20 protein-coding genes and 1 tRNA gene are annotated in these 18609 nt (G+C 64.1%); 7 read left to right on the plus strand and 14 right to left on the minus strand.

What is annotated here, in order from left to right:
• Positions 1 to 88: 88 nt before the first annotated feature.
• Both NKH28_RS10520 and NKH28_RS10525 read right to left on the minus strand, forming a co-directional pair.
• Positions 89 to 547: a hypothetical protein gene (locus tag NKH28_RS10520; protein ID WP_352451265.1), complete on the minus strand. Its 459-nt coding sequence runs from the start codon at positions 545 to 547 to the stop codon at positions 89 to 91.
• A gap of 251 nt (positions 548 to 798) precedes the next feature.
• Positions 799 to 874, minus strand: a tRNA-Ala gene (locus NKH28_RS10525).
• A gap of 165 nt (positions 875 to 1039) precedes the next feature.
• Between NKH28_RS10525 and NKH28_RS10530 the strand changes: the two genes are divergently transcribed.
• The 3 genes from NKH28_RS10530 to NKH28_RS10540 are packed head-to-tail and all read left to right on the plus strand — an operon-like array spanning position 1040 to position 2551.
• The gene (locus NKH28_RS10530; RefSeq protein WP_023678162.1) at positions 1040 to 1330 is read left to right on the plus strand and encodes a YggT family protein; all 291 of its coding nucleotides are present in this window, start codon (positions 1040 to 1042) and stop codon (positions 1328 to 1330) included.
• Between the two features lie 13 nt (positions 1331 to 1343).
• Positions 1344 to 1664 carry a DUF167 family protein gene (locus NKH28_RS10535; RefSeq protein ID WP_352978773.1) on the plus strand — a complete coding sequence of 107 codons (321 nt, stop codon included), beginning with the start codon at positions 1344 to 1346 and terminating at the stop codon, positions 1662 to 1664.
• Complete coding sequence (locus NKH28_RS10540) at positions 1661 to 2551, plus strand: haloacid dehalogenase type II (protein WP_352978775.1); 891 nt, start codon at positions 1661 to 1663, stop codon at positions 2549 to 2551. Before NKH28_RS10535 ends, NKH28_RS10540 begins: the two co-directional genes overlap by 4 nt.
• A 16-nt stretch (positions 2552 to 2567) precedes the next feature.
• On the opposite strand, the gene NKH28_RS10545 is transcribed toward NKH28_RS10540, so the two are convergent.
• From NKH28_RS10545 to NKH28_RS10575, 7 genes are all read right to left on the minus strand, one after another.
• Positions 2568 to 3536: an ABC transporter ATP-binding protein gene (locus tag NKH28_RS10545; protein WP_352978777.1), complete on the minus strand. Its 969-nt coding sequence runs from the start codon at positions 3534 to 3536 to the stop codon at positions 2568 to 2570.
• Positions 3536 to 4546 (minus strand): ABC transporter ATP-binding protein, encoded by a 1011-nt coding sequence (locus NKH28_RS10550; RefSeq protein WP_352540952.1) that lies wholly within the window; start codon positions 4544 to 4546, stop codon positions 3536 to 3538. The genes NKH28_RS10545 and NKH28_RS10550 overlap by 1 nt, the downstream gene beginning before the upstream one ends.
• On the minus strand, positions 4543 to 5460 hold the full coding sequence (locus NKH28_RS10555; RefSeq protein ID WP_352818316.1) for a dihydrodipicolinate synthase family protein: 918 nt from the start codon (positions 5458 to 5460) through the stop codon (positions 4543 to 4545). The genes NKH28_RS10550 and NKH28_RS10555 overlap by 4 nt, the downstream gene beginning before the upstream one ends.
• Positions 5461 to 5478: 18 nt before the next feature.
• On the minus strand, positions 5479 to 6384 hold the full coding sequence (locus NKH28_RS10560; protein WP_502893704.1) for an ABC transporter permease: 906 nt from the start codon (positions 6382 to 6384) through the stop codon (positions 5479 to 5481).
• Positions 6381 to 7340, minus strand: a complete 960-nt coding sequence (locus NKH28_RS10565; RefSeq protein ID WP_352978780.1) for an ABC transporter permease — start codon at positions 7338 to 7340, stop codon at positions 6381 to 6383. Before NKH28_RS10565 ends, NKH28_RS10560 begins: the two co-directional genes overlap by 4 nt.
• 66 nt (positions 7341 to 7406) lie before the next feature.
• Positions 7407 to 8987 carry an ABC transporter substrate-binding protein gene (locus NKH28_RS10570; protein ID WP_352978782.1) on the minus strand — a complete coding sequence of 527 codons (1581 nt, stop codon included), beginning with the start codon at positions 8985 to 8987 and terminating at the stop codon, positions 7407 to 7409.
• A gap of 32 nt (positions 8988 to 9019) precedes the next feature.
• Positions 9020 to 9733: a FadR/GntR family transcriptional regulator gene (locus NKH28_RS10575; protein WP_352834670.1), complete on the minus strand. Its 714-nt coding sequence runs from the start codon at positions 9731 to 9733 to the stop codon at positions 9020 to 9022.
• A gap of 97 nt (positions 9734 to 9830) precedes the next feature.
• Between NKH28_RS10575 and NKH28_RS10580 the strand changes: the two genes are divergently transcribed.
• The 3 genes from NKH28_RS10580 to NKH28_RS10590 are packed head-to-tail and all read left to right on the plus strand — an operon-like array spanning position 9831 to position 12734.
• A complete protein-coding gene (locus tag NKH28_RS10580; protein WP_352978784.1) occupies positions 9831 to 10802 on the plus strand; it encodes a Gfo/Idh/MocA family protein in 972 nt (323 codons plus the stop codon).
• Positions 10799 to 11794, plus strand: a complete 996-nt coding sequence (locus NKH28_RS10585) for a Gfo/Idh/MocA family protein (protein ID WP_352978786.1) — start codon at positions 10799 to 10801, stop codon at positions 11792 to 11794. Before NKH28_RS10580 ends, NKH28_RS10585 begins: the two co-directional genes overlap by 4 nt.
• Complete coding sequence (locus NKH28_RS10590; protein ID WP_352978788.1) at positions 11784 to 12734, plus strand: dihydrodipicolinate synthase family protein; 951 nt, start codon at positions 11784 to 11786, stop codon at positions 12732 to 12734. The genes NKH28_RS10585 and NKH28_RS10590 overlap by 11 nt, the downstream gene beginning before the upstream one ends.
• 34 nt (positions 12735 to 12768) lie before the next feature.
• Here the strand turns inward: NKH28_RS10590 and NKH28_RS10595 are convergent, their stop codons facing one another.
• Positions 12769 to 13716: an LLM class flavin-dependent oxidoreductase gene (locus NKH28_RS10595; RefSeq protein ID WP_352978790.1), complete on the minus strand. Its 948-nt coding sequence runs from the start codon at positions 13714 to 13716 to the stop codon at positions 12769 to 12771.
• Between the two features lie 130 nt (positions 13717 to 13846).
• Complete coding sequence (locus NKH28_RS10600; RefSeq protein WP_023678176.1) at positions 13847 to 14002, minus strand: hypothetical protein; 156 nt, start codon at positions 14000 to 14002, stop codon at positions 13847 to 13849.
• Between the two features lie 277 nt (positions 14003 to 14279).
• Here NKH28_RS10600 and NKH28_RS10605 point away from each other — a divergent pair, with 277 nt between their 5' ends.
• Entirely contained in the window at positions 14280 to 15035 is a 756-nt protein-coding gene (locus NKH28_RS10605) for an SDR family NAD(P)-dependent oxidoreductase (protein WP_352978935.1), read from the plus strand.
• A gap of 14 nt (positions 15036 to 15049) precedes the next feature.
• On the opposite strand, the gene NKH28_RS10610 is transcribed toward NKH28_RS10605, so the two are convergent.
• Genes NKH28_RS10610 through NKH28_RS10620 form a run of 3 tightly spaced genes read right to left on the minus strand, consistent with a single transcriptional unit; the run spans position 15050 to position 18536 of the window.
• The gene (locus NKH28_RS10610; protein WP_023678177.1) at positions 15050 to 15994 is read right to left on the minus strand and encodes an ABC transporter permease; all 945 of its coding nucleotides are present in this window, start codon (positions 15992 to 15994) and stop codon (positions 15050 to 15052) included.
• Positions 15991 to 17046 (minus strand): ABC transporter permease, encoded by a 1056-nt coding sequence (locus NKH28_RS10615; protein ID WP_352540873.1) that lies wholly within the window; start codon positions 17044 to 17046, stop codon positions 15991 to 15993. Before NKH28_RS10615 ends, NKH28_RS10610 begins: the two co-directional genes overlap by 4 nt.
• Complete coding sequence (locus NKH28_RS10620) at positions 17046 to 18536, minus strand: ABC transporter ATP-binding protein (protein WP_502906619.1); 1491 nt, start codon at positions 18534 to 18536, stop codon at positions 17046 to 17048. Before NKH28_RS10620 ends, NKH28_RS10615 begins: the two co-directional genes overlap by 1 nt.
• Between the last annotated feature and the right edge of the window lie 73 nt (positions 18537 to 18609).

Below are 18609 nucleotides of genomic sequence, written 5' to 3' on the forward strand. Positions count from 1 at the left end.
AAAACAGGTAATCGGTTCGCCCGCAACAACAAATCGCCGGCCGGCGTTGTGCTCGCCTGACGTGCCGTTCTCGCCGGCAAGGTCGCGGTTATCCCTTGTGCGACATGATATGCGAAACCCCGACACTCACGTCGGCCGTGTGTCTTGCCATCACTGCGTTCATTCGCATTGCAATCGCCGCATAGCCGTTTCGTTCGTGGTCGGTAACTTCCGAGGGCTTGAAGAGCCAAGGAAGGGGTGCAACCTGCGCGTCGGCGAAATTGGCCGGCAGGTTCGATGGCAAGGCCTTTTTCCCTAAAGGCAGCTCTAGCCCAAGGTCGCTAAATTCCTCCTCGAGACTGGCGTGCAGATGAGAAAGGACCACATAGATCGCCAGCTTTGATCTAGTCCTTTCTGTGTTGTTTTGATCGTACTCTTGAAGAACCTCATCGAACGATGGCGATACGTCGCTTTCCGCAGCGGTAGCTCGTGTTGCAACAGCGCCGGCCAGGGCAGTCGCTGCCATTCCTGTAAGACCTACAAAATCACGCCTTGTCGTGCTGGTCATGGTGAATTCCCCTCGGTTTTGAAGACGGACCAAGTCTGGCAAGGACGAGGCGCAGTGGCAATAGGCCGCATAAGCTACTGGTGTAGAGGGTCTTTACGTCGCCGATATGAATCCACCCATCCACCCGGCAACGATAGTGCCAAGCCGCCAGCAGGCCTGCAATGCGTTCGCGAGCTTCGTCTGAGAGACGCCGTGAATCCAAGGAGGACTTCCTTGGAATCCATCCAGGCAAGGGTTCGAAAAAAATCCGCTGGTGGAGCTGAGGAGGATCGAACTCCTGACCTCGTCATTGCGAACGACGCGCTCTCCCAGCTGAGCTACAGCCCCGTCCAGCGGATGGGGCTTTTATCGGCCGCTGCGGTTTCCTGTCAAGGCTGCGCTTGCTGCCGAAATGCCGCTCGGCCGTTCGTGCGCCCTCGCCCATGCGGCAGAAGGCGGCTCTTGCCGCTTTCACCTACAGTGGCTACATGTCGGCAACAATCGGAGACCGGCATGATCGCCCTCATTCAGACCATTGTCATGGCGCTTGACCTTTACTGGTGGATCATCATCGCCTCGGCGATATTTTCCTGGCTCTACGCCTTCAACGTCGTCAACTCCCGCAACCAGTTCGTCGACACCATCAGCAACATGCTCTATCGGCTGACCGAGCCGGCGCTGCGGCCGATCCGCCGCTTCATGCCCGACCTCGGCGGCATCGACATCTCGCCGATCATCCTGCTGCTGATCCTGTTCTTCATCCGGCAGTTCCTGCTCACCACCGTGCTTTCGCTGGTCGTCTGAGCCCAGGGCGTCGATGAGTGCGCCGTTCCGCACGCGCGCCGACGGCATCGACCTGTTTGTCCGGCTGACGCCGAAATCAGCGATGGACAGGCTGGAAGGCATCGAAACATCGGTGGATGGGCGAAGCTATCTAAAAGCCCGCGTCCGCGCCGTGCCGGAAAACGGAGCCGCCAATCGAGCGCTGGAAAGGCTGGTAGCTAAGGCGCTTGGCGTGCCGGCATCGGGCGTCTCGATCGCCGCCGGCGGCACCGCTCGGCTGAAGACGCTGCGCGTGCTTGGCGATCCCGCGGCGCTGGCGAAACGCATCGATACGCTGGGCACCCCTGCGCCATGATCTCGGCTCGCTCGCTTACCCCGCAAAAAAAGGCCGGGCTGCAAAGCCCGGCCAGATGTGAAGGTCGAAAACCTTCAGAGGGGAACGCGCCGGACGAATGGGAGGAAACATCCGACGCGCATTGCATATGGGTTGGCATCGACGACGTTTCAATGAGGTCGGAGGAAAGCTCAATGACCACTACTCGAGTTCTATTCTTCGATGTTCTGGGAACCGTCGTTGACTGGCGCAGCGGTATCGCAAGAGAGGCCGGCGCCTTCCTCGCGCGAGTTGGTGCAGAGCAGGTCGATCCCGGTGAATTCGCTGATACGTGGGCGTCGCGCTATGACGCCTCGACCGAGGCGGTGCGGACGGGGCGCCGGCCTTTCGTTTCACTTGACGTGATCAACAGGGAGAATCTGGACGCCACCCTCGTCCAGTTCGGGCTGGCCCCATCCGAGCTGCCGACCGCCGAACTTGAGGAACTCAACCTCGCCTGGCACCGGCTGGAGCCGTGGCCCGATTCGCTGAAAGGCCTTGCGAGGCTGAAGGAACGCTTCATCATCGTGCCCTTGTCAGGGGCCAATACCCGGCTGTTGCTGGATATGGCCAAGCGCGCCGGCCTGCCTTGGGACACCGTCCTTGGCTCGGATGTGTTCGGCACCTACAAGCCTGCGCCGCAGGCTTATCTCCGCGCAGTGGAGATCCTGGGGGTGCGACCTGCGGAGGCCGTGTTAATCGCCGCGCACAATGACGACCTGGCCGCGGCACGAAGGTGCGGTATCGGAACCGCCTTTGTTGCTCGGCCAAAAGAGCATGGCCCGGCGCAGACGACCGATCTCTCGCCTCTTGAGAGCTGGGACTTTGTGGCCGACGACCTTGTCCATCTCGCCCAAGTTCTCCCGTAGGCAGAGGGCAAGAAACCTAAGCGATGTCGTCGCGAATGCAGGCCTTCAGATGGCCCTCGGCTGTCGCCCTCAGCGGCGGCACAGCCCCGACGCAAGCCTCCAGCGCAAACGGGCAACGGGTTCGGAAAACGCAGCCCGACGGCGGGTTTGCCGGGCTTGGAATATCGCCCTTGAGCACCTGCCGGCCTTGCCTGGCCAGCGGGTCGAGCGACGGAATGGCCGACAGCAGCGCGCGCGTGTAGGGATGCTGCGGCCGGGCATAAAGCTCGGCCGCCGGCGCAACCTCCATGATGCGCCCGAGATAGAGCACGATGACCGTATCGCAGATGTACTCGACGACAGCCAGATCGTGCGAAATGAACAGCATGGTCAGGCCGAGCCGGAGCTGCAGGTCGCGCAACAGATTGATGATTTGCGCCTGGATCGAGACGTCGAGTGCCGAGACCGGCTCGTCGGCAACGATGAATTCCGGCTCGAGCGTCAGCGCCCGGGCGATGCCGATGCGCTGGCGCTGGCCGCCCGAAAATTCATGGGCGTAGCGGTCATAGGCGTCGACCGGCAACTCGACCGCGGCAAGTGCCTTCTCGGCCTTCGCCCGCCGCTCGGACTTCTTGCCGATGCCTTGAATGTCCAGGCCTTCGGTGAGGATCTGCCCGATCGTCATGCGCGGCGACAGGCTGGCGAAGGGATCCTGGAAAATATACTGCATCTTGCGGCGCTGGCGGCGCAACTGGGCGGCACCCAGCCTGGTGATGTCGGTGCCGTCATATTTGATTTGGCCGGATGTCGGCTCGATCAGACGCAGCACCGAGCGGCCGATCGTCGTCTTGCCGGAGCCGGATTCGCCGACCAGGCCGACCACCTGGCCACGCCCGATATCGAAAGAAATATCCTCCAACGCCCTTACGACGGGTCCGCGCGAGAACGCTGTCGGCGCAAAATGCTTCGTCAGGTTTTTGACAGCGAGGAAAGGGGCGTCGGCCATCAGAGTTCCTCCCAGCGCAGGCAGCGGCTTTGCTGGGTCGGCGTCGCCCCAAACAATGGAGGGACCGCAGCGCGGCAGGCAGCGATAGCCATCGGGCAACGCGGCGCGAAGGAACAGCCCTTGGGCAGCAAGGCGAGCGACGGAACATTTCCGGCAATGGTCGGCAGCGGCGTTCCCGCCGCCTTCAGCGCCGTGGCCTGGCCGAGCCGCGGCACCGAGCGCATCAACCCTGCCGTATAGGGATGACGCGGACGGGCGAACACTTCGCTCACCGGACCTGTTTCGACGATACGCCCGGCATACATCACCGCCACCCGGTCGGCGATTTCGGCGACGACGCCGAGATTGTGGGTGACGAACAGGATGCCCATGCCGCGCTGCGCCTGCAGGTCGGCCAAAAGATCGAGGATCTGGGCCTGGATGGTGACGTCCAATGCGGTTGTCGGCTCGTCGGCGATCAGCAAGCCTGGATCGCAGGACAGGGCCATGGCTATGGTAGCGCGCTGGCGCATCCCGCCCGAAAGTTCGTGCGGATATTGCCGCGCCCGCCGCTTCGGATCGGGAATGCCGACCTGTTCCAGCAGCCGCACCGCATCTGCTTCTGCCTCGCGGTGCGATTTGCCGAGATGGATGCGGATCGGTTCGGCGATCTGCTCGCCGATCGTGTAGACCGGGTTGAGGCTGGTCATCGGCTCCTGGAACACCATGCCGATCTCATTGCCGCGTATCTTGCGCAGCGATTCGGCATCGAGGCTGGTCAGCTCGGTAACCGTGCCGTTCTTGCGCCGCAGCGCGATCGACCCCTCGGCGATATGTCCGACCCTCTTTGGCAACAGGCCGATAATCGACAGGCTGGTGACAGATTTGCCGGACCCGGATTCGCCGACAAGCGCCACCGTCTCGCCGGAGCCGATCGTCAGGTCGACATCCCTTACCGCCGCGATGTCGCGCCCCGCGACGCGGAACACCGCGCGCAGGCCGGAAATCGAGAGGATCGGCATGGCGCTCAGCGGAGCAGCCCCACATCGCGAAGGATCGCGTCGATCTTTGCGGTTTCCTCGTCGTTCAGGCTGCGCTGCGGCCGCGCCATGGTGTTCGACCCGATGATGCCGAGGCTCTTCATCGCCGCCTTGAAGGCGCCGACGCCGGCCGAGCCGGCGCTGGTCCTGCCGAGCGAGATCCAGACGATCTCGAACAGTTTCAGCAACCGCTCCTGCTCCAGGCGGGCTTCGGCATGCTGGCCCGCCTGCGTCAGCTTCCACAGCCTGACATAACCATGCGGGTCGACATTGGCGAGCCCCGGCACGACGCCATGCGCACCCATCGCCAGCACGCTGTCGACCAGGATCTCGGAGCCGGTCATGCCGAAGAAGCCGGGGTCGTCGGCCATGTCCTTGAGCACGTAACGCAGATTGCCGTCGTCGCCGCTGGAATCCTTGATGCCCGCGATGGCGCCTTCCCTGGCGAGGCCGACCGTGGTCTTGCGCTCCAGCTTGACGTGGACACAGACCGGGATGTCGTAGGCGATGACCGGAATGTCGATCGCATCCTTGATATAGCGGAAGTGGTCGCCGATCTCCGGCTGGCTGGTGCGGGTATAAAAAGGCGCGGTGACGACGATGGCGTCGGCGCCGGCCGATCTGGCGATCCGGGCGTGGTTGATGACGCGGTCGGTCGTCGGGTCGATGACCCCGGCGAAGATCGGAACCCGGCCGTTATTGACCTTGACCGCGTGCTCGAGGACGGCCCTGCGGCCCGCCTCGTCGTGGAAGACCACCTCGCTGGTCGAACCGAGCACGAACAGCCCGTGAACACCACCGTCGAGCAGGTTCTCGATGGTGCGGGTGAACGACGGAAAGTCGATGCTGAAATCGGCATTGAGCGGGGTGACGACAGGTGGCACGACGCCGGTAAACAGGGGCATTTTGATGAACCTTTGAGGTCAGTTGAGATCGGAGCGGGGGTCGAATGCGTCGCGCAGGCCGTCGCCGATGAAATTGATGGCGAGCACGGTGAGCACCAGTGCGGCGCCCGGGAACATCCATTGCCAGGGGTAATTTTCAAGCACCACGGTGGAGCGGGCGAGATTGAGCATGTTGCCCCAGCTGGCTTCGGGCGGTGCGATGCCGAGGCCGAGGAAGGACAGGCCGGCCTCGAGCAGGATGGCGTTGGCGATCTGCAAGGTGGCGTAGACGACCAGGATATCGATGCAATTGGGCAGGCCATGCCGGAACAGCAGATGCGGCAGCCCCGCGCCCATGCCGCGGGCGGCAACGACGAAATCGCGCTCGCGCAGTTCGAGCAGCCGGGCGCGCACCATGCGCGACAGCACCGGCCAGGAGAGCAGCGAGATCACCAGGATGGTCGGGGCGATGCCGGTGCCGGCGATCGAAGCCAGCACCAGCAGGAAGATCACCGGCGGCAGCGTCATCGCCAGGTCGACCAGGCGCATCACCGTGCCGTCGACAAGACGCCCGCCAAAGCTGGCGACGGCGCCGACCAGGAAGCCGATGACGGTCGATATGGCGACCGAGCAGACGGCGACCAGCAGTGAGATCCGTCCGCCTTGCAGCAGCCGGGCCATGACGTCGCGCCCGACACCGTCGCTGCCCAGCCAATGAATGGCCGACGGCGCCTTGTTCATTGCTCGGAGGTCGATGGTGTTAGGACCGAACGGCCACCACAAAGGATACGTCGAAACCGCCAGCAGGATCGGGATGACGATCAAAAGCCCGGCACGCGCCGCGCGGTTTTCAAAAAAGCGGTCGAGCGCGCGGCGGAGCGGGCCTTTGGTTTGCGGCACGGCTGTCGGGTCAACTGTAGGATCTGGCGCCGTGATTGCCATCATGCCACCTGAATGCGCGGGTCGACGACGGCATAAACGACGTCGGTCAAGAGGTTGACCAGGATGACGCAAACGCCGATCACCAGGGTAGCGCCCATGATCACCGGGTAATCGCGGGTGCCGACGGCATTGACCAGAAGCAGTCCCATGCCCGGCCAGTTGAACACACTTTCCAGGAAGATAGCGCCGCCGATGGCGATGCCGACAGTCGAGCCGATCAAGGTAATGACCGGCAAGAGCGCATTGCGGGTCGCGTGCTTGATGATCACCCAGAACTCGCGCACGCCCTTGGCACGCGCCGTCCGCACGTAATCCTGGTTGAGCACTTCCAGCAGCGAGGCGCGCATGTAACGCATGATCAGCGCGGCATGGCCGACGGACAGCAGGCAGGCGGGCAGGACGAGGTGCGCAAGCACATCCGTCGCCGAGAACGGCGCACCCGCGGTCTGCATGCCGCCGGACGGCGCCCAGCGCAGCAGCACCGAGAAGAAATAGAGACCGAGCAGCGCTGTCAGAAAAGCCGGGCTGGAGATACCGATAAACGACAGCACCGACAGCGCGATGTCGGATGGTTCGTTACGGCGCACCGCGCTGAAAATGCCGGCGGAAATGCCGAGCACGATGGCGATCGCCAGGCCTGTGCCCATCAACAGTGCGGTCGGGCCGATGCGGTCAATGACCAGCGGCAGCACGGCAACGCCGCTGCGCTGGATCGAATAGCCGAAGTCACCGCTCAGCGCCGCGCGCAGCCAGGCGAGATATTGCACGGGAAGCGGCCGATCGAGCCCGAGCCGTTCGCGCAGGCCCTCGAGGTCGGAAGCCGACATGGGGACCGATGGGTTGATATAGGCGTCGATCGGATCGCCCGGCGCCAGCCGCAACAGGATGAAGATGAGGACGCTGAGCGCGACCAGCATCAGCAATCCTGTGGCGCTGCGGCGGGCGATGAAGCTCAACATGGGCTTTCTGTGGCGGTGGCAGGCGGCGCCAAAGTGGTCCCGCCTGCTCGCTTGGTTGCGGGTTTCTTACTGGATGTCCCAGCGCTCGGGGTGAGCTGCGTAGGGGCCGCCGCCCGGCGCCGGCGTCCAGACGAAGTCATGCAGCTTGTTGGAGGCTACGCCATAGCGGTTGGCCACCCACAACGTCGCCCAGGGCAGGTCCTTGTTCATCACCTTGCAGACCCCCTGCCAGGATTGATCGAGCTTGGCCGGATCGGTTTGGCCTAGCGCGGCGTCCAATGCGGTGCTCAGATCGTCGAACCCGATGCGCATGGTGTTGAAGCCTGCCGGCGGGATCTGCGACTTATTGAGGCCGGGATTGAGGCCGGCCGGGTTGGGGCCGTTCTGCAGGCCGGCATAGACCATCGGAAAGGCGTTCCAGTCCGGCGTGCCTTGCTTGTAGACGATGCCGTTGTAGGTCGGCGTATCGACGACCCGCGGCACGACATTGATGCCGACCTCGGCCAGCATCGACTGGACAGCGGCCATCACGTTGGCCGCTTGCGGCGAGCCGTAATAGGTCAGCAGGGTGATCGGTTTGTCGCCGTTGATCTTGTCCCAGCCCGCCTCGCTCAGCAGCGCCTTGGCCTTTGCCGGATCGTAGGCATAGGATTCGAGGCCTGCGGGAACAAGGTGCGGCGCGACATAGCCGCAATTGGCTGGCTCGGCGGCACCGCCGTAGAGGCTGTCGATGATGGCGTTGCGATCGATCGCGTACATGATCGCCTGGCGGACACGGATATCCCTAAACAGGTCGACCTTCTGGTTCAGGCCGATATAGTTGACCACGTACGAGGCACCTTCGATCACCCTGAAATTGTTGTCGCTCTTGAACGATGCCGCATCGTCGGGCTCGACGTATGTGAACTGGATTTCGCCGGCACGGAGCGCGGCAACGGCCGCCGCCGGCGACTCGAAATAGCGGTTGATGAGCACGTCTACCTTCGGCTTGCCGCCGCGATAATCGTCATCGGCTGCCAGCTCGACATATTGGTCGCTCACGTAGCGCTTGAACTTGAACGGGCCGGTGCCGACCGGAGTGGTCGACCACCAGGTGCTGGTCGCCAGCGATTCCGGCGACAGGGCGGCCAGGGCATGCTCCGGCAGGATCATCAGCTGCGACAGGATCGATAGAAACGATCCGTTCGGTTTCGATAGCTTCACCACTGCGGTGTGGTCATCCGGCGCATCGATCGAGGCGATGTCGGCGAGGCGGGCGGCAAACAGGCTGCCGGAGGCCTTGTTCCTGGCAAGCTCGAGGGTGAACTTGACGTCCTTCGAGGTGAACGGCTTGCCGTCGTGCCAGGTCTCGTTGACCAGGTTGAACGTATAGCTCAGCTGGTCGTCGCTGATCTTGTAGTCCTTGGCGAGGTCGCCTTCGATCTCGGTCAGCCCGGCATTGTAGATGACCAGCGGTTCAAAATAGGTGCTGAGCCAGGTGTAGCCGCCGGTCGCGACCAGCGGGTTGAAGTTCTTGGGAAAACCGCCGGGGCCGACGTCGAAGCCGCCCGCAATGGTCTTGGCGCTTTGTGCCTGGACACTGGTCAATGGGGCAATGCTGGCGAGCAGCAGCCCGGCGACTGAGAATGCGATGGTCCTGATGCGCATGGTTTCCTCCCTTGGCATAGTCAGGTTGTTCTTCAGCTTGCTCGGTTTTTGGCGATAACCCGCTGGATCCCCCGGTAATGGTCATCGAGCCGCCGACGCGCCTGGTCGACATCCTTGGCGGCGACAGCCTCGACGATCTCGTGATGGTCGCGCCATGTCGCCAGCGGCGTCGGATTGTCGAGATTGGTGAAATTCGAGGCCTTGTTGAACGCCATCCAGAAGATGTCGATCAGCGCGCTCAGCATGCGATTGTTCTGGCAGCGGAACAGCAGCTGATGGAATTGCTGGTCCTCTTCGGCGAAGCTCTCATGGCGCTCGGCACGTTGCCGCATGCGCTCGGTCAACTGGCGCAGCGCTTCGATATCTTCGGCGCTGATCATCTCGATCGTCTTGGCGATGAGGCCGGTTTCCAGCACGCGGCGGATTTCGCGCAGCTCTTCGACATCGCGCAGCGAATCTTGCAAGCCGTAGGCAAGATTATCCAGCAGCGGCTTGAACGAGAACTCCTTGACGAACACGCCGATGCCGCGCCGCGTCTCCAGGATGCCGATCGATTCCAGCGCCTTGATGGCCTCCCGCACGGAGTTGCGGCCGACGCCGAGCCGCTGCGCCAGGAACGTCTCCGGCGGCAAGGGATCGCCGGCCTTGAGCTGGTTGCTTTCGATATAGGCCCGGAGGCTTTCCTGCACGGTGACGTGCAGCAGCGGTGGTCTGCTCAACGGTTCGATCGACTTCAGTTCCGCCATCCCACTGCTTTCATCATCCGCTGAAGCTTGCCCGCCGCTTGTCGTATAGCCACTTGTAGGATATCCTGCAAGCCCATAGCAAACGTGCTGCCTCCGAATGAAGATTATCCTCGCCGGCTCGAGCCACTGGCACGCCGAAATGCACCTCGACGCCGCACGCTTTTACGGTGCGGAGATCGCCGGTATCTGGGACGAGAATCCTGGCCAAGCGCATGCGTTCGCCGCGCACCACGACCTGCCGTTTATCGAAGATTTCAAGGAGATACTCTCCAGCCCGCCGGATGTGATCCTGTTGATGGGGCACCCTTCGATGGTGCCGGCGCGGGCACGTGCGATCATCGCGGCAAGGGTACCGCTGATCCTGGAGAAGCCGGCGGCCAGCCATACGAGGGAACTGATGGCGCTGCGCGACCTCGCCAGGCAGTACCAGGCTTTTGTCGCTGTTCCCCTGCCCAACCGTTTCGGGCCGGCCGTTGCCGGCCTTGAACGGCTGCGCCGGCAAGGTCGCGCCGGCCCCGTGGCGCATTGCCAGTTCCGGCTGGTCAACGGCCCGCCGCAACGCTACATCGCCGACGGTGTCGCCTGGGTGCTCGACCCGGCGGTTGGTGGCGGGGGTGCGTTGAGGAATCTCGGCATACACGGCGTCGACGCGGCATTCAGCCTCGCAACCGGCAAGCTCGGCCTGAAAAGCGTTTCGATCGCGAACCGCATCCATCCCGGCCCGGTCGAGGATCACGCACTTCTGGTGCTGGAAGACGAGGCCGGCGCGCTGTTCATCGTCGAGGCCGGTTACACCTTTGCTTCGATGCGCCCCGGCGGTGACTTCGAGTGGCGCATCGTCAGTGCCAATGCCACCCTTATCGATCATGGCGACCATGTTATCTGCGCAACGCTCGACGACGCGGCAATCGTCGACTTGCCGGTCGAACTGCCGGCGACGCGCTATCGTCTGTTCATGCGCGATACGCTTGACCGGCTGGCCAGAAAGGCGCCTCCGCCGGTGTCCATCGAAGATTATGTTGCGGCGATGTCGCTGATCGACGCCGCCTATCAAAAGGCAGGACCATGATTGGAATAGGAGTTATCGGCGCCGGCGATTTCGGCGCAGCCCATGCGCGGGCAATCCGTGAGGTTGGCGGTATTCGCCTCGTCGCCGCCTCTCGAGGAAATGCCGACGCACTGCAGCAATTCACCGCTGAACATGGCGGCCGCGGCTACGCGGACTGGCGAAGGCTGCTGGACGACAAGGAGGTCGATGCGGTTCTCATTGCCAGCCCGCACCATCTCCATGCCGAAATGGCCATCGGCGCGGCAAAGGCCGGCAAGCATATCCTGCTCGAAAAACCGATGGCGCCGACGGTGGCTGCCTGCGATGCGATCAACGCCGCCGTGGCCAAGGGCGGCGTCAAGCTGATGGTCGCCCACCTCATGCATTTCGCCCTGCCCTGCATGGCGGCCAGGCAAATTCTGGAGGAAGGCGAGCTCGGCCGGCCGCTCGCCGGATCGAGCTGGATCATCAAGCTGTGGATGGAGCACAATCGCCGTGACTGGCATCTGCGCGAGGCGACCGGCGGCGGCATGCTGTTGACGGCCGGCATCCACGCGGTCGATCGCCTGGTCTGGCTGATGGATGACGATGTCGTGTCGGTGAGCGGCATGCTCGGCGCCAAGTTCCATGACCAGGAAGCAGACGACAGCGCTCTGCTCGGATTGCGCTTCGCCGGCGGCGGCATCGGCCAGGTGCAGAGCGTCGGCTATCGCACCGGCGCCACCACCTACGCCATGGATCTGGTCTGCGAGCGGGGAACGCTGCGCATCGACATGGACCGCGGCACCATGCTTGGCCGCGAGACGGTCTGGACCGAGCTGCCCGGGTCCTTTGAGCCGAACTGGATGCATAACGCGCTGGTGCGCGAATGGAGCGCAATGCGCGATGCCATTGCCGATGACACGCCGGTGCCGGTCGACGGCATCTATGCGCGCAAGATCATCGCCATTATCGAGGCTGCCTTCGCGTCGAACGAAACCCGCCGCGAACACGAGATCGCCGGTGGACGCTGACCTCGACGACCATCTGGCCCGCTTGCCCGCACACGCACCGCGCGGCATCTGGGGCGCGGTGATGCTGGCCATCGACGATCGCGGAGCGATCGACTGGCAGGCGACGGAAGAGACGATCGCCCGGCTCTGCGCCTCAGGCGTCGACGGCGTCTATTCCAATGGCACGGCCTGCGAATTCCATTGCCAGACCGAGCCCGAATTCGACCGGCTTTGTGAGTTGGTCGCAACCATAGCCGGCCGCGCGCGCCTTCCTTTCCAGATCGGCATCAGCCAGTCCAATCCGCGCGTCGCGCTGGAGCGACTGACGCGGGTCGCCGGACTTCACCCGGCGGCGGTGCAGTTCACGCTGCCCGACTGGTGGCCGCCCAGCGACGACGAGGTCATGCGCTTTGCCGGCGGCCTCTGCGACGCCGCGCCTGAAACGCCGCTGGTGCTCTACAATCCGCCGCACGCCAAGCGCCGCCTGACGCTCGACGGCATCGCCAGTCTGCGTGCGGCCGTGCCATCGCTGGTCGGCGCCAAGCTGCCGGGCGGCGACGCCGGCTGGTATGCCGACATGCGCCGCAGACTGGACGGATTTTCCGTCTTCGTCCCCGGCCACACGCTGGCAGCAGGCTATGCTGGAGGGGCCCATGGCAGCTATTCCAACGTTGCCTGCCTCAACCCGAAGGGCGCGATGATGTGGTGGCAGATAATCCGCACCGACATGGCCGCCGCTGCCGAGGTCGAGGCCCGCATACAGGCCTTCCTCGCCGCACATGTCCTACCGTTTCGCACCCGTTACAATGTCGGTGATGCAGCACTCGATAAGGCGATGGCGGCGGCCGGCGGCTGGGCGCCGCTCGGCCCACGACTGCTCTGGCCCTACAGCTCCGTTCCCGATCAGGAAATACCGACGCTGGCCAGGGCGGCTCACGCGGCTTTCCCGGAATGGTGGTAGACCCGTCACCAAGGCGCGGGACGACGGAGGCTCTTCAGCAGCCGGCGCGTGCTCCCTGTGTCGAGCATGACGCAAACGCCCCCGGCTGAGGGACATCGGCCTCGCGCCGTGCCAGCGAATTGCGCAAGAGCGCGATCGCCTCGCGGCCGGCGGTCGCAATCTCGCGTGGCCTGTCGACGCCGACGATCATGAACTCCTTGATCCCCAAAGCGGCGTAAGAAAGCAGCGAAAGCGCGACCTGCGCCGGCGGCCCGGCAAGTTCGAGCGCCTTCTGGCAGGAAGCGGCCGGTTTGTCTTCCGAACGGATTCGGACGGGAAGCGCGAAACGCAGCTTGCCGGCCCGGCCGTGTTCGGCAGCAGCGCCGCGTACGCGCTCCATTGACTGGCGGATTTCTGCAGGCGAGCCAGGCGCCAGTTCGAACAGGTCCGCATGCCTGCCCGCGACCCTGAGCGCAGTGCCCGACTGCCCGCCCATGCGGATGGTCACATCGGCACCATGCGGCCCCTTGCGCGGCACATAGCCGCCTTTGATGCTGTAAAAGGTGCCTTCATGGTCGAACGGCGTGTCGTTCGACCACAACCGCTTCAGCAGCACCAGATATTCATCGATGCGTTGCCAGACCACTGTGTGGCCGGCCGGACGTGCCTCGGCATCGTCGTCGCTCAGCGGCTCGCTGAGCATCCTGAGCGACAGCCGGCCACCGCTTCTCGCGTCGAGGGCAGCGAGCTGCCGCGCCGCCACGGTTGGTTCGATCACGCCTGCCCAATGCGTGAGCACGACCTCCAGGGACGAGGTCCGGTCCAGCGTCTGGGCGGCAAGGTCCATATTGGTCAGCAGCCCGGCCTGGTCGTCGATGACGATCTTCCGGAATCCGGCATCCTCGATCAGTGACAGCTTCGTCGCGGTCTCGACAAAGTCGTAGAAAAAGCTGGCGTCGGCAGCGTGGATCTTACCGGGAACATGCGTGAACTCGATCGGCATTGCCATCTCCTCCATCACGTTGGAATCAGGGCGCGCAAAAGCGCGCCGGCATTCGGTTCATCAACTCCGGAATTTCTGCAAACGGCAGGCCGCTATCCCGAGGAAGCCTCGATGATCAGAGCCTTGACAATCAGGGGATCAGCCCCAGTACCACTGCCCCGGTGAATACAAACGCAAGGGCAAAGACGAGATAGGCGAAAGCACCGGCATAGGCCGGCCGCCACACCTGGTCGGAACCCAGCCTTTGGCCTTTGCGGGCAGTCTGAGCGTTCTGGCTATAGGACATATCGACCTCCGTCTCGGCGCTTAATCTATAAAATCAGTAGACTTTGTCGAGTGCTATTTTCGCGCGATCCTTAGAACAATTTTCTCCAAACGGCGGACAAGTTAGTGCTTTTACTGCTTAGCGCTGCCTTTTGCGGCATGCCGGGGTGACGGCAGGAAACGTCAGGTCCATGTGTCTGTGGCTCCTTGGCCATCCAATGGATGAGGGATAGCATCGCTTCAGCGGAAAGCCGCGACGTCACGGCAAGGCAGCAGGGAGCAAACCATGGGGGACAAGACTGGCCGGCAAGGTCGCCATCATTTCGGGTGGCGCGACAGGAATGGGCGGTGCGGCCTCGGAGCTTTTCGCGGCCGAGGGCGCCAAGGTGGCGATCGTCGACCGCAACGGCGAAGCGGCGGCGGCCACCGCAGCGGCAATCAGGCAACGCGGCCATGTCGCCGAGCACTGGGTCGCTGACGTATCGGATGAGGCGCAGGTCGAAACGGCGGTGAAGGGCGCGACGGAAAAATTCGGCCCGGTCACGGTTCTGTTCAACCACGCCGGCACCCTCGTCATCAAACCCTTCCTGGAGACCACGCGGCAGGAATGGGACTGGCTGCATGCCGTCAATGTGCGTTCGATGTTCCTGATGACGCGTGCTGTGTTGCCCGGCATGATCGCCGCCGGCGGCGGGTCCATCGTCTGCACCTCGTCGATCTCGGCGGTGGCGGCGACGCCGATGGAGGTGCTTTACGACACCACCAAGGGCGCCTGCCATATGTTCGCGCGTGCCATCGCCGTCGAGTTCCGCGACCGCAACATCCGCTGCAATGCGGTCTGTCCAGGCTTCATCAGGACACCGCATGGCCTGCGCGAGGTCGCCGATCTCGACAAACTCGGCGTCGATGTCTCCGACGCGGCAATGGCGGCGCGGCAAGGGCGGATCGGCGAGCCGGAAGAGGTCGCGAAGGCAGCCCTGTTCCTGGCCAGCGACGAGGCCAGCTTCGTGAACGGCGCCCATCTGTTCGTCGATAACGGCTTCACCGCGATGTGAAAGGCGAAGCGCCGCTACCGCTCTTCGCGCCGGAACGGCTTGAGCAGCGCCGACGGGGCCACCGCATTGCGCGACATCACCGCCATAGCGACGATGGTGAAGATGAACGGCAGCATCAGGAAGGCCTCGTAGGGGATATGGCCAAGCCCGCTCGCCTGCATACGCAACTGCAAGGCGTCAACGAAGGCAAACAGCAGTGCCGCGCCTGCCGATCGCCACGGATCCCAGCGGCCGAAAACGACGAGCGCGATTGCCACCCAGCCACGCCCCGAAACCACGCCGAAGGTGAAGGCGTTGAATTGCGCCATCGACAGGAAGGCACCGGCCAGTCCCATCAAGGCACCGCCGAGGATCACCGCCTGGAAGCGTGTTGCAATGACGCTGACGCCGGCAGAATCGGCGGCACGCGGGTTTTCGCCGACCATGCGCACCGCTAGGCCCCAAGGCGTGCGGTAGAGCACGAAGGCGGCCAGCGGTATGGCCAGCATCGCCATGTAGACCAGCGAAAACTGATTGAACACCGCCGGCCCAAGCACCGGTATGTCGGACAGGATCGGGATCGGCAGCGTCTCGAACCCCTTGATGTTCGGTGGCACCGATTGCTGTCCGAAGATCAGCCGGTAGAGGAAATAGGCAAGGCCCGACGAGAACAGCGTCACGCCGATGCCGCAGACATGCTGGCTGAGGCCGAGCGCTACAGTGAACAGCGCGTGCACGGCGCCCATCAGCGCCCCGGTCAGCACCGCCGCGAGCACGCCAAGCCAAAGGCTGCCGCTGAGGCTCGCCGCGGTGAAGCCGGTCATCGCCGACAAAAGCATGATGCCTTCGATGCCGAGATTGAGCACCCCGGCGCGCTCGGAGAACATCTCGCCCAGCGTCGCAAAGGCCAACGGCGTGGCGATGCGGATGATGGCGGCCAGGAAGCCGACCTGGAATATCTGCTCCAGCACCACGCTCATTTGGCTATTCCCACGCGACGGAGGCGATAGGCGGTGAACAGCAGCGCCACCAGCATGGCAAGCAATGCGGTTCCCTGAATAACATCGCTGAGGAAGGCCGGAACGCCGGTCGCCCGCGACATCGCCTCGGCGCCGGTCATGACGGCGGCAAGGAAGATCGCCGCCGGCACGACGCCGAGCGGATTGAGCCTCGCCAGCATGGCGACGACGATGCCGGAATAGCCATAGCCCGGCGAGATGTCGCTCATCACCTGGAAATGCACGCCGCCGACCTCGCCGACGCCCGCAAGGCCGGCCAATGCGCCAGACAGCAGCGCCGTCGAAATCAGCACCCGCTCGACATTGATGCCGCCATAGCGTGCGGCTTCCGGGTTTTCGCCGGTGACCCTGATGCGGAAGCCGAGCGTGGTGCGCGCGACCACGAACCAGATGACCGGTGCGGCGACCAGCGCCGCGACGACCCCGAGATGCAGCCGCGTGCCTTCGAGCAGCACCGGAAAATTGGCCGTATCCTCGATCGGCGGCGAGATCGGGTAGCCGCTGAAACTGTCCTTCCATGGCCCCTCGATCAGCGCCATCAGTGCATAGAAAATGACCGAGTTGAGCAGCAGTGAGCTGACCACGTCATCGACCCTGAATTTTACCCTCAGCGTGGCGGGGATCAGGGCGACGGCCGCGCCGGCGGCCGCGCCCGCCAGCGCCATCAGCAGCATGGCGAGCGGCCCCGGCATCGGGATTGCACCGACGGCACAGCTCGCCGCCGCACCAGCCAGCAATTGCCCTTCGGCGCCGATGTTCCAGAATTTGGCGCGGAAGGCGACTGCCACGGCCAGCCCGGTGAAGATCATCGGCGCGGCACGGACCAGCGTTTCGGTGATGGCGTAGCTGTCGCCCAAAGACGCCGAAAACATAACGCCATAAGCCTCGACGACGCCGGCGCCGGCCAGTGCGATGAGGCCGCTGCACAGGATCAGCGTCGCGCCGATGGCGAGCAGCGGCAGCGCCAGATTGAACCAGGCGGGCGTTGAGGTGCGGGCCTCGAGACGGAACATCAGGCATGGCCCTCCGCTCCGGTCATCATCAACCCGAGTGTGGCGATGCTGGCGTCGGCGCTGTTCAGCGTGCCGACGATGCGGCCCTCATACATCACCGCGATACGATCCGAGAGCATCAGCAACTCTTCCAGATCCTCGCCGATGACGACGATGCCGCAGCCCTTGGCGCGCATGTCGAGGAATTTTTCGTGGATGAAGCGCGCGGCGCCGATGTCGAGGCCGCGCGTCGGCTGCGAAACGATCAGCACCTTCGGATCGAAAGCGAGTTCGCGCGCCAGAAGCGCCTTCTGCAGATTGCCGCCGGACAGCGCCCCGGCGCGCGTCATCGGCCCGGGGCAACGTATATCGTAGGCCTTGATCTGCGCCTCGGCGAAGACGCGGATCGCATCCGGCTTGAGCAGGCCGTTGCGGCTGAACGCCGCCGTGCCGATGCGCGGCAGCACCATCGAATCGGCAAGCGGTAGATTGGTGACCAGCCCTGTCGTCATGCGGTCTTCCGGGATGCGGCCGAGGCCGAGCGCCTGGACTGTGCTCGGCGAGAACCGCGAAACCGTTTTGCCGGCTATGGTCATCTTCCCGGCATCGGGCGCACGCACGCCGGAGATGACCTCGGCAAGCGCGCGCTGGCCATTGCCGGAGACGCCGGCGATGCCGAGGATCTCGCCGCCACGAACCGACAGCGAAACATCGCGCAGCGCCATGCCGGAATGATGCGATGTCGAGATACCGTCGAGGGTCAGCACGGCCGCACCCGGCATCGACGGTCCTCTGGCCGGAGGCACGATCTCGTGGCCGCACATCAGCCGCGCCATCTCCGAGGACGTGGTGCTGGCCGGCGCATCGACGCGGCCGGCAACGCGCCCATGCCTGAGCACGACGCAGCGATGCGTCAGCGCCCGCACCTCGTTGAGCTTATGCGAGATGAAGATGATGCCGAGCCCTTGTGCCGCCATCGAGCGCAGCGCCGAAAACAGCCCGTCGACCTCGGTTGGTGCCAACACCGCCGTCGGCTCGTCGAGGATCAGCAGCCTTGCGCCGCGAAACAGCGCCTTGACGATTTCGAGCCGCTGTTGCTCGCCGACCGACAGCGCCGAGACGGGGAGGTCCGGGTCGAGCGTCAGCCCGTGCTGGCGGCCGATCTCGGCGAGCCGCGCCAGCCCGCCGGCGCGGTCGATCCGGCCCGATCTGCCGGGAATGCCGATCAAGAGGTTCTCCAGCACCGAAAGCCGTGGTGCGAGATGAAAATGCTGGTGCACCATGCCGATGCCGACGGCCAGCGCATCGGCCGAACTGTTGATCGCCACCGACCGGCCCTGCACCAGGATCTCGCCGGCATCGGGCGCATAGGCGCCGAACAGCACGTTCATCAGCGTCGTCTTGCCGGCGCCGTTTTCGCCGAGCAGCCCGAGGATTTCGCCCGGCGCCACGCTGAGATCGACGGCCTCGTTCGCCTTGACGGCGCCAAAGCTCTTGGAGATGCCGCGCATTTCAATAAGAGGGGCAGGCGTTGACAAGGGTGCTCCCGATCGGAATTGGCTTTACGGTTCAGCTTTGATCGAC

Source organism: Mesorhizobium sp. M1227 (assembly GCF_040318315.1).
Classification (GTDB): domain Bacteria; phylum Pseudomonadota; class Alphaproteobacteria; order Rhizobiales; family Rhizobiaceae; genus Mesorhizobium.

What these genes read in the sequence shown, in the direction of transcription:
- NKH28_RS10520 (WP_352451265.1), bottom strand. Translation starts at nt 547, where the DNA reads ATGACCAGCACGACAAGGCGTGATTTTGTAGGTCTTACAGGAATGGCA.
- NKH28_RS10530 (WP_023678162.1), top strand. Translation starts at nt 1,040, where the DNA reads ATGATCGCCCTCATTCAGACCATTGTCATGGCGCTTGACCTTTACTGG.
- NKH28_RS10535 (WP_352978773.1), top strand. Translation starts at nt 1,344, where the DNA reads ATGAGTGCGCCGTTCCGCACGCGCGCCGACGGCATCGACCTGTTTGTC.
- NKH28_RS10540 (WP_352978775.1), top strand. Translation starts at nt 1,661, where the DNA reads ATGATCTCGGCTCGCTCGCTTACCCCGCAAAAAAAGGCCGGGCTGCAA.
- NKH28_RS10545 (WP_352978777.1), bottom strand. Translation starts at nt 3,536, where the DNA reads ATGGCCGACGCCCCTTTCCTCGCTGTCAAAAACCTGACGAAGCATTTT.
- NKH28_RS10555 (WP_352818316.1), bottom strand. Translation starts at nt 5,460, where the DNA reads ATGCCCCTGTTTACCGGCGTCGTGCCACCTGTCGTCACCCCGCTCAAT.
- NKH28_RS10560 (WP_502893704.1), bottom strand. Translation starts at nt 6,384, where the DNA reads ATGATGGCAATCACGGCGCCAGATCCTACAGTTGACCCGACAGCCGTG.
- NKH28_RS10565 (WP_352978780.1), bottom strand. Translation starts at nt 7,340, where the DNA reads ATGTTGAGCTTCATCGCCCGCCGCAGCGCCACAGGATTGCTGATGCTG.
- NKH28_RS10570 (WP_352978782.1), bottom strand. Translation starts at nt 8,987, where the DNA reads ATGCGCATCAGGACCATCGCATTCTCAGTCGCCGGGCTGCTGCTCGCC.
- NKH28_RS10575 (WP_352834670.1), bottom strand. Translation starts at nt 9,733, where the DNA reads ATGGCGGAACTGAAGTCGATCGAACCGTTGAGCAGACCACCGCTGCTG.
- NKH28_RS10580 (WP_352978784.1), top strand. Translation starts at nt 9,831, where the DNA reads ATGAAGATTATCCTCGCCGGCTCGAGCCACTGGCACGCCGAAATGCAC.
- NKH28_RS10585 (WP_352978786.1), top strand. Translation starts at nt 10,799, where the DNA reads ATGATTGGAATAGGAGTTATCGGCGCCGGCGATTTCGGCGCAGCCCAT.
- NKH28_RS10595 (WP_352978790.1), bottom strand. Translation starts at nt 13,716, where the DNA reads ATGCCGATCGAGTTCACGCATGTTCCCGGTAAGATCCACGCTGCCGAC.
- NKH28_RS10600 (WP_023678176.1), bottom strand. Translation starts at nt 14,002, where the DNA reads ATGTCCTATAGCCAGAACGCTCAGACTGCCCGCAAAGGCCAAAGGCTG.
- NKH28_RS10610 (WP_023678177.1), bottom strand. Translation starts at nt 15,994, where the DNA reads ATGAGCGTGGTGCTGGAGCAGATATTCCAGGTCGGCTTCCTGGCCGCC.
- NKH28_RS10615 (WP_352540873.1), bottom strand. Translation starts at nt 17,046, where the DNA reads ATGTTCCGTCTCGAGGCCCGCACCTCAACGCCCGCCTGGTTCAATCTG.
- NKH28_RS10620 (WP_502906619.1), bottom strand. Translation starts at nt 18,536, where the DNA reads ATGCGCGGCATCTCCAAGAGCTTTGGCGCCGTCAAGGCGAACGAGGCC.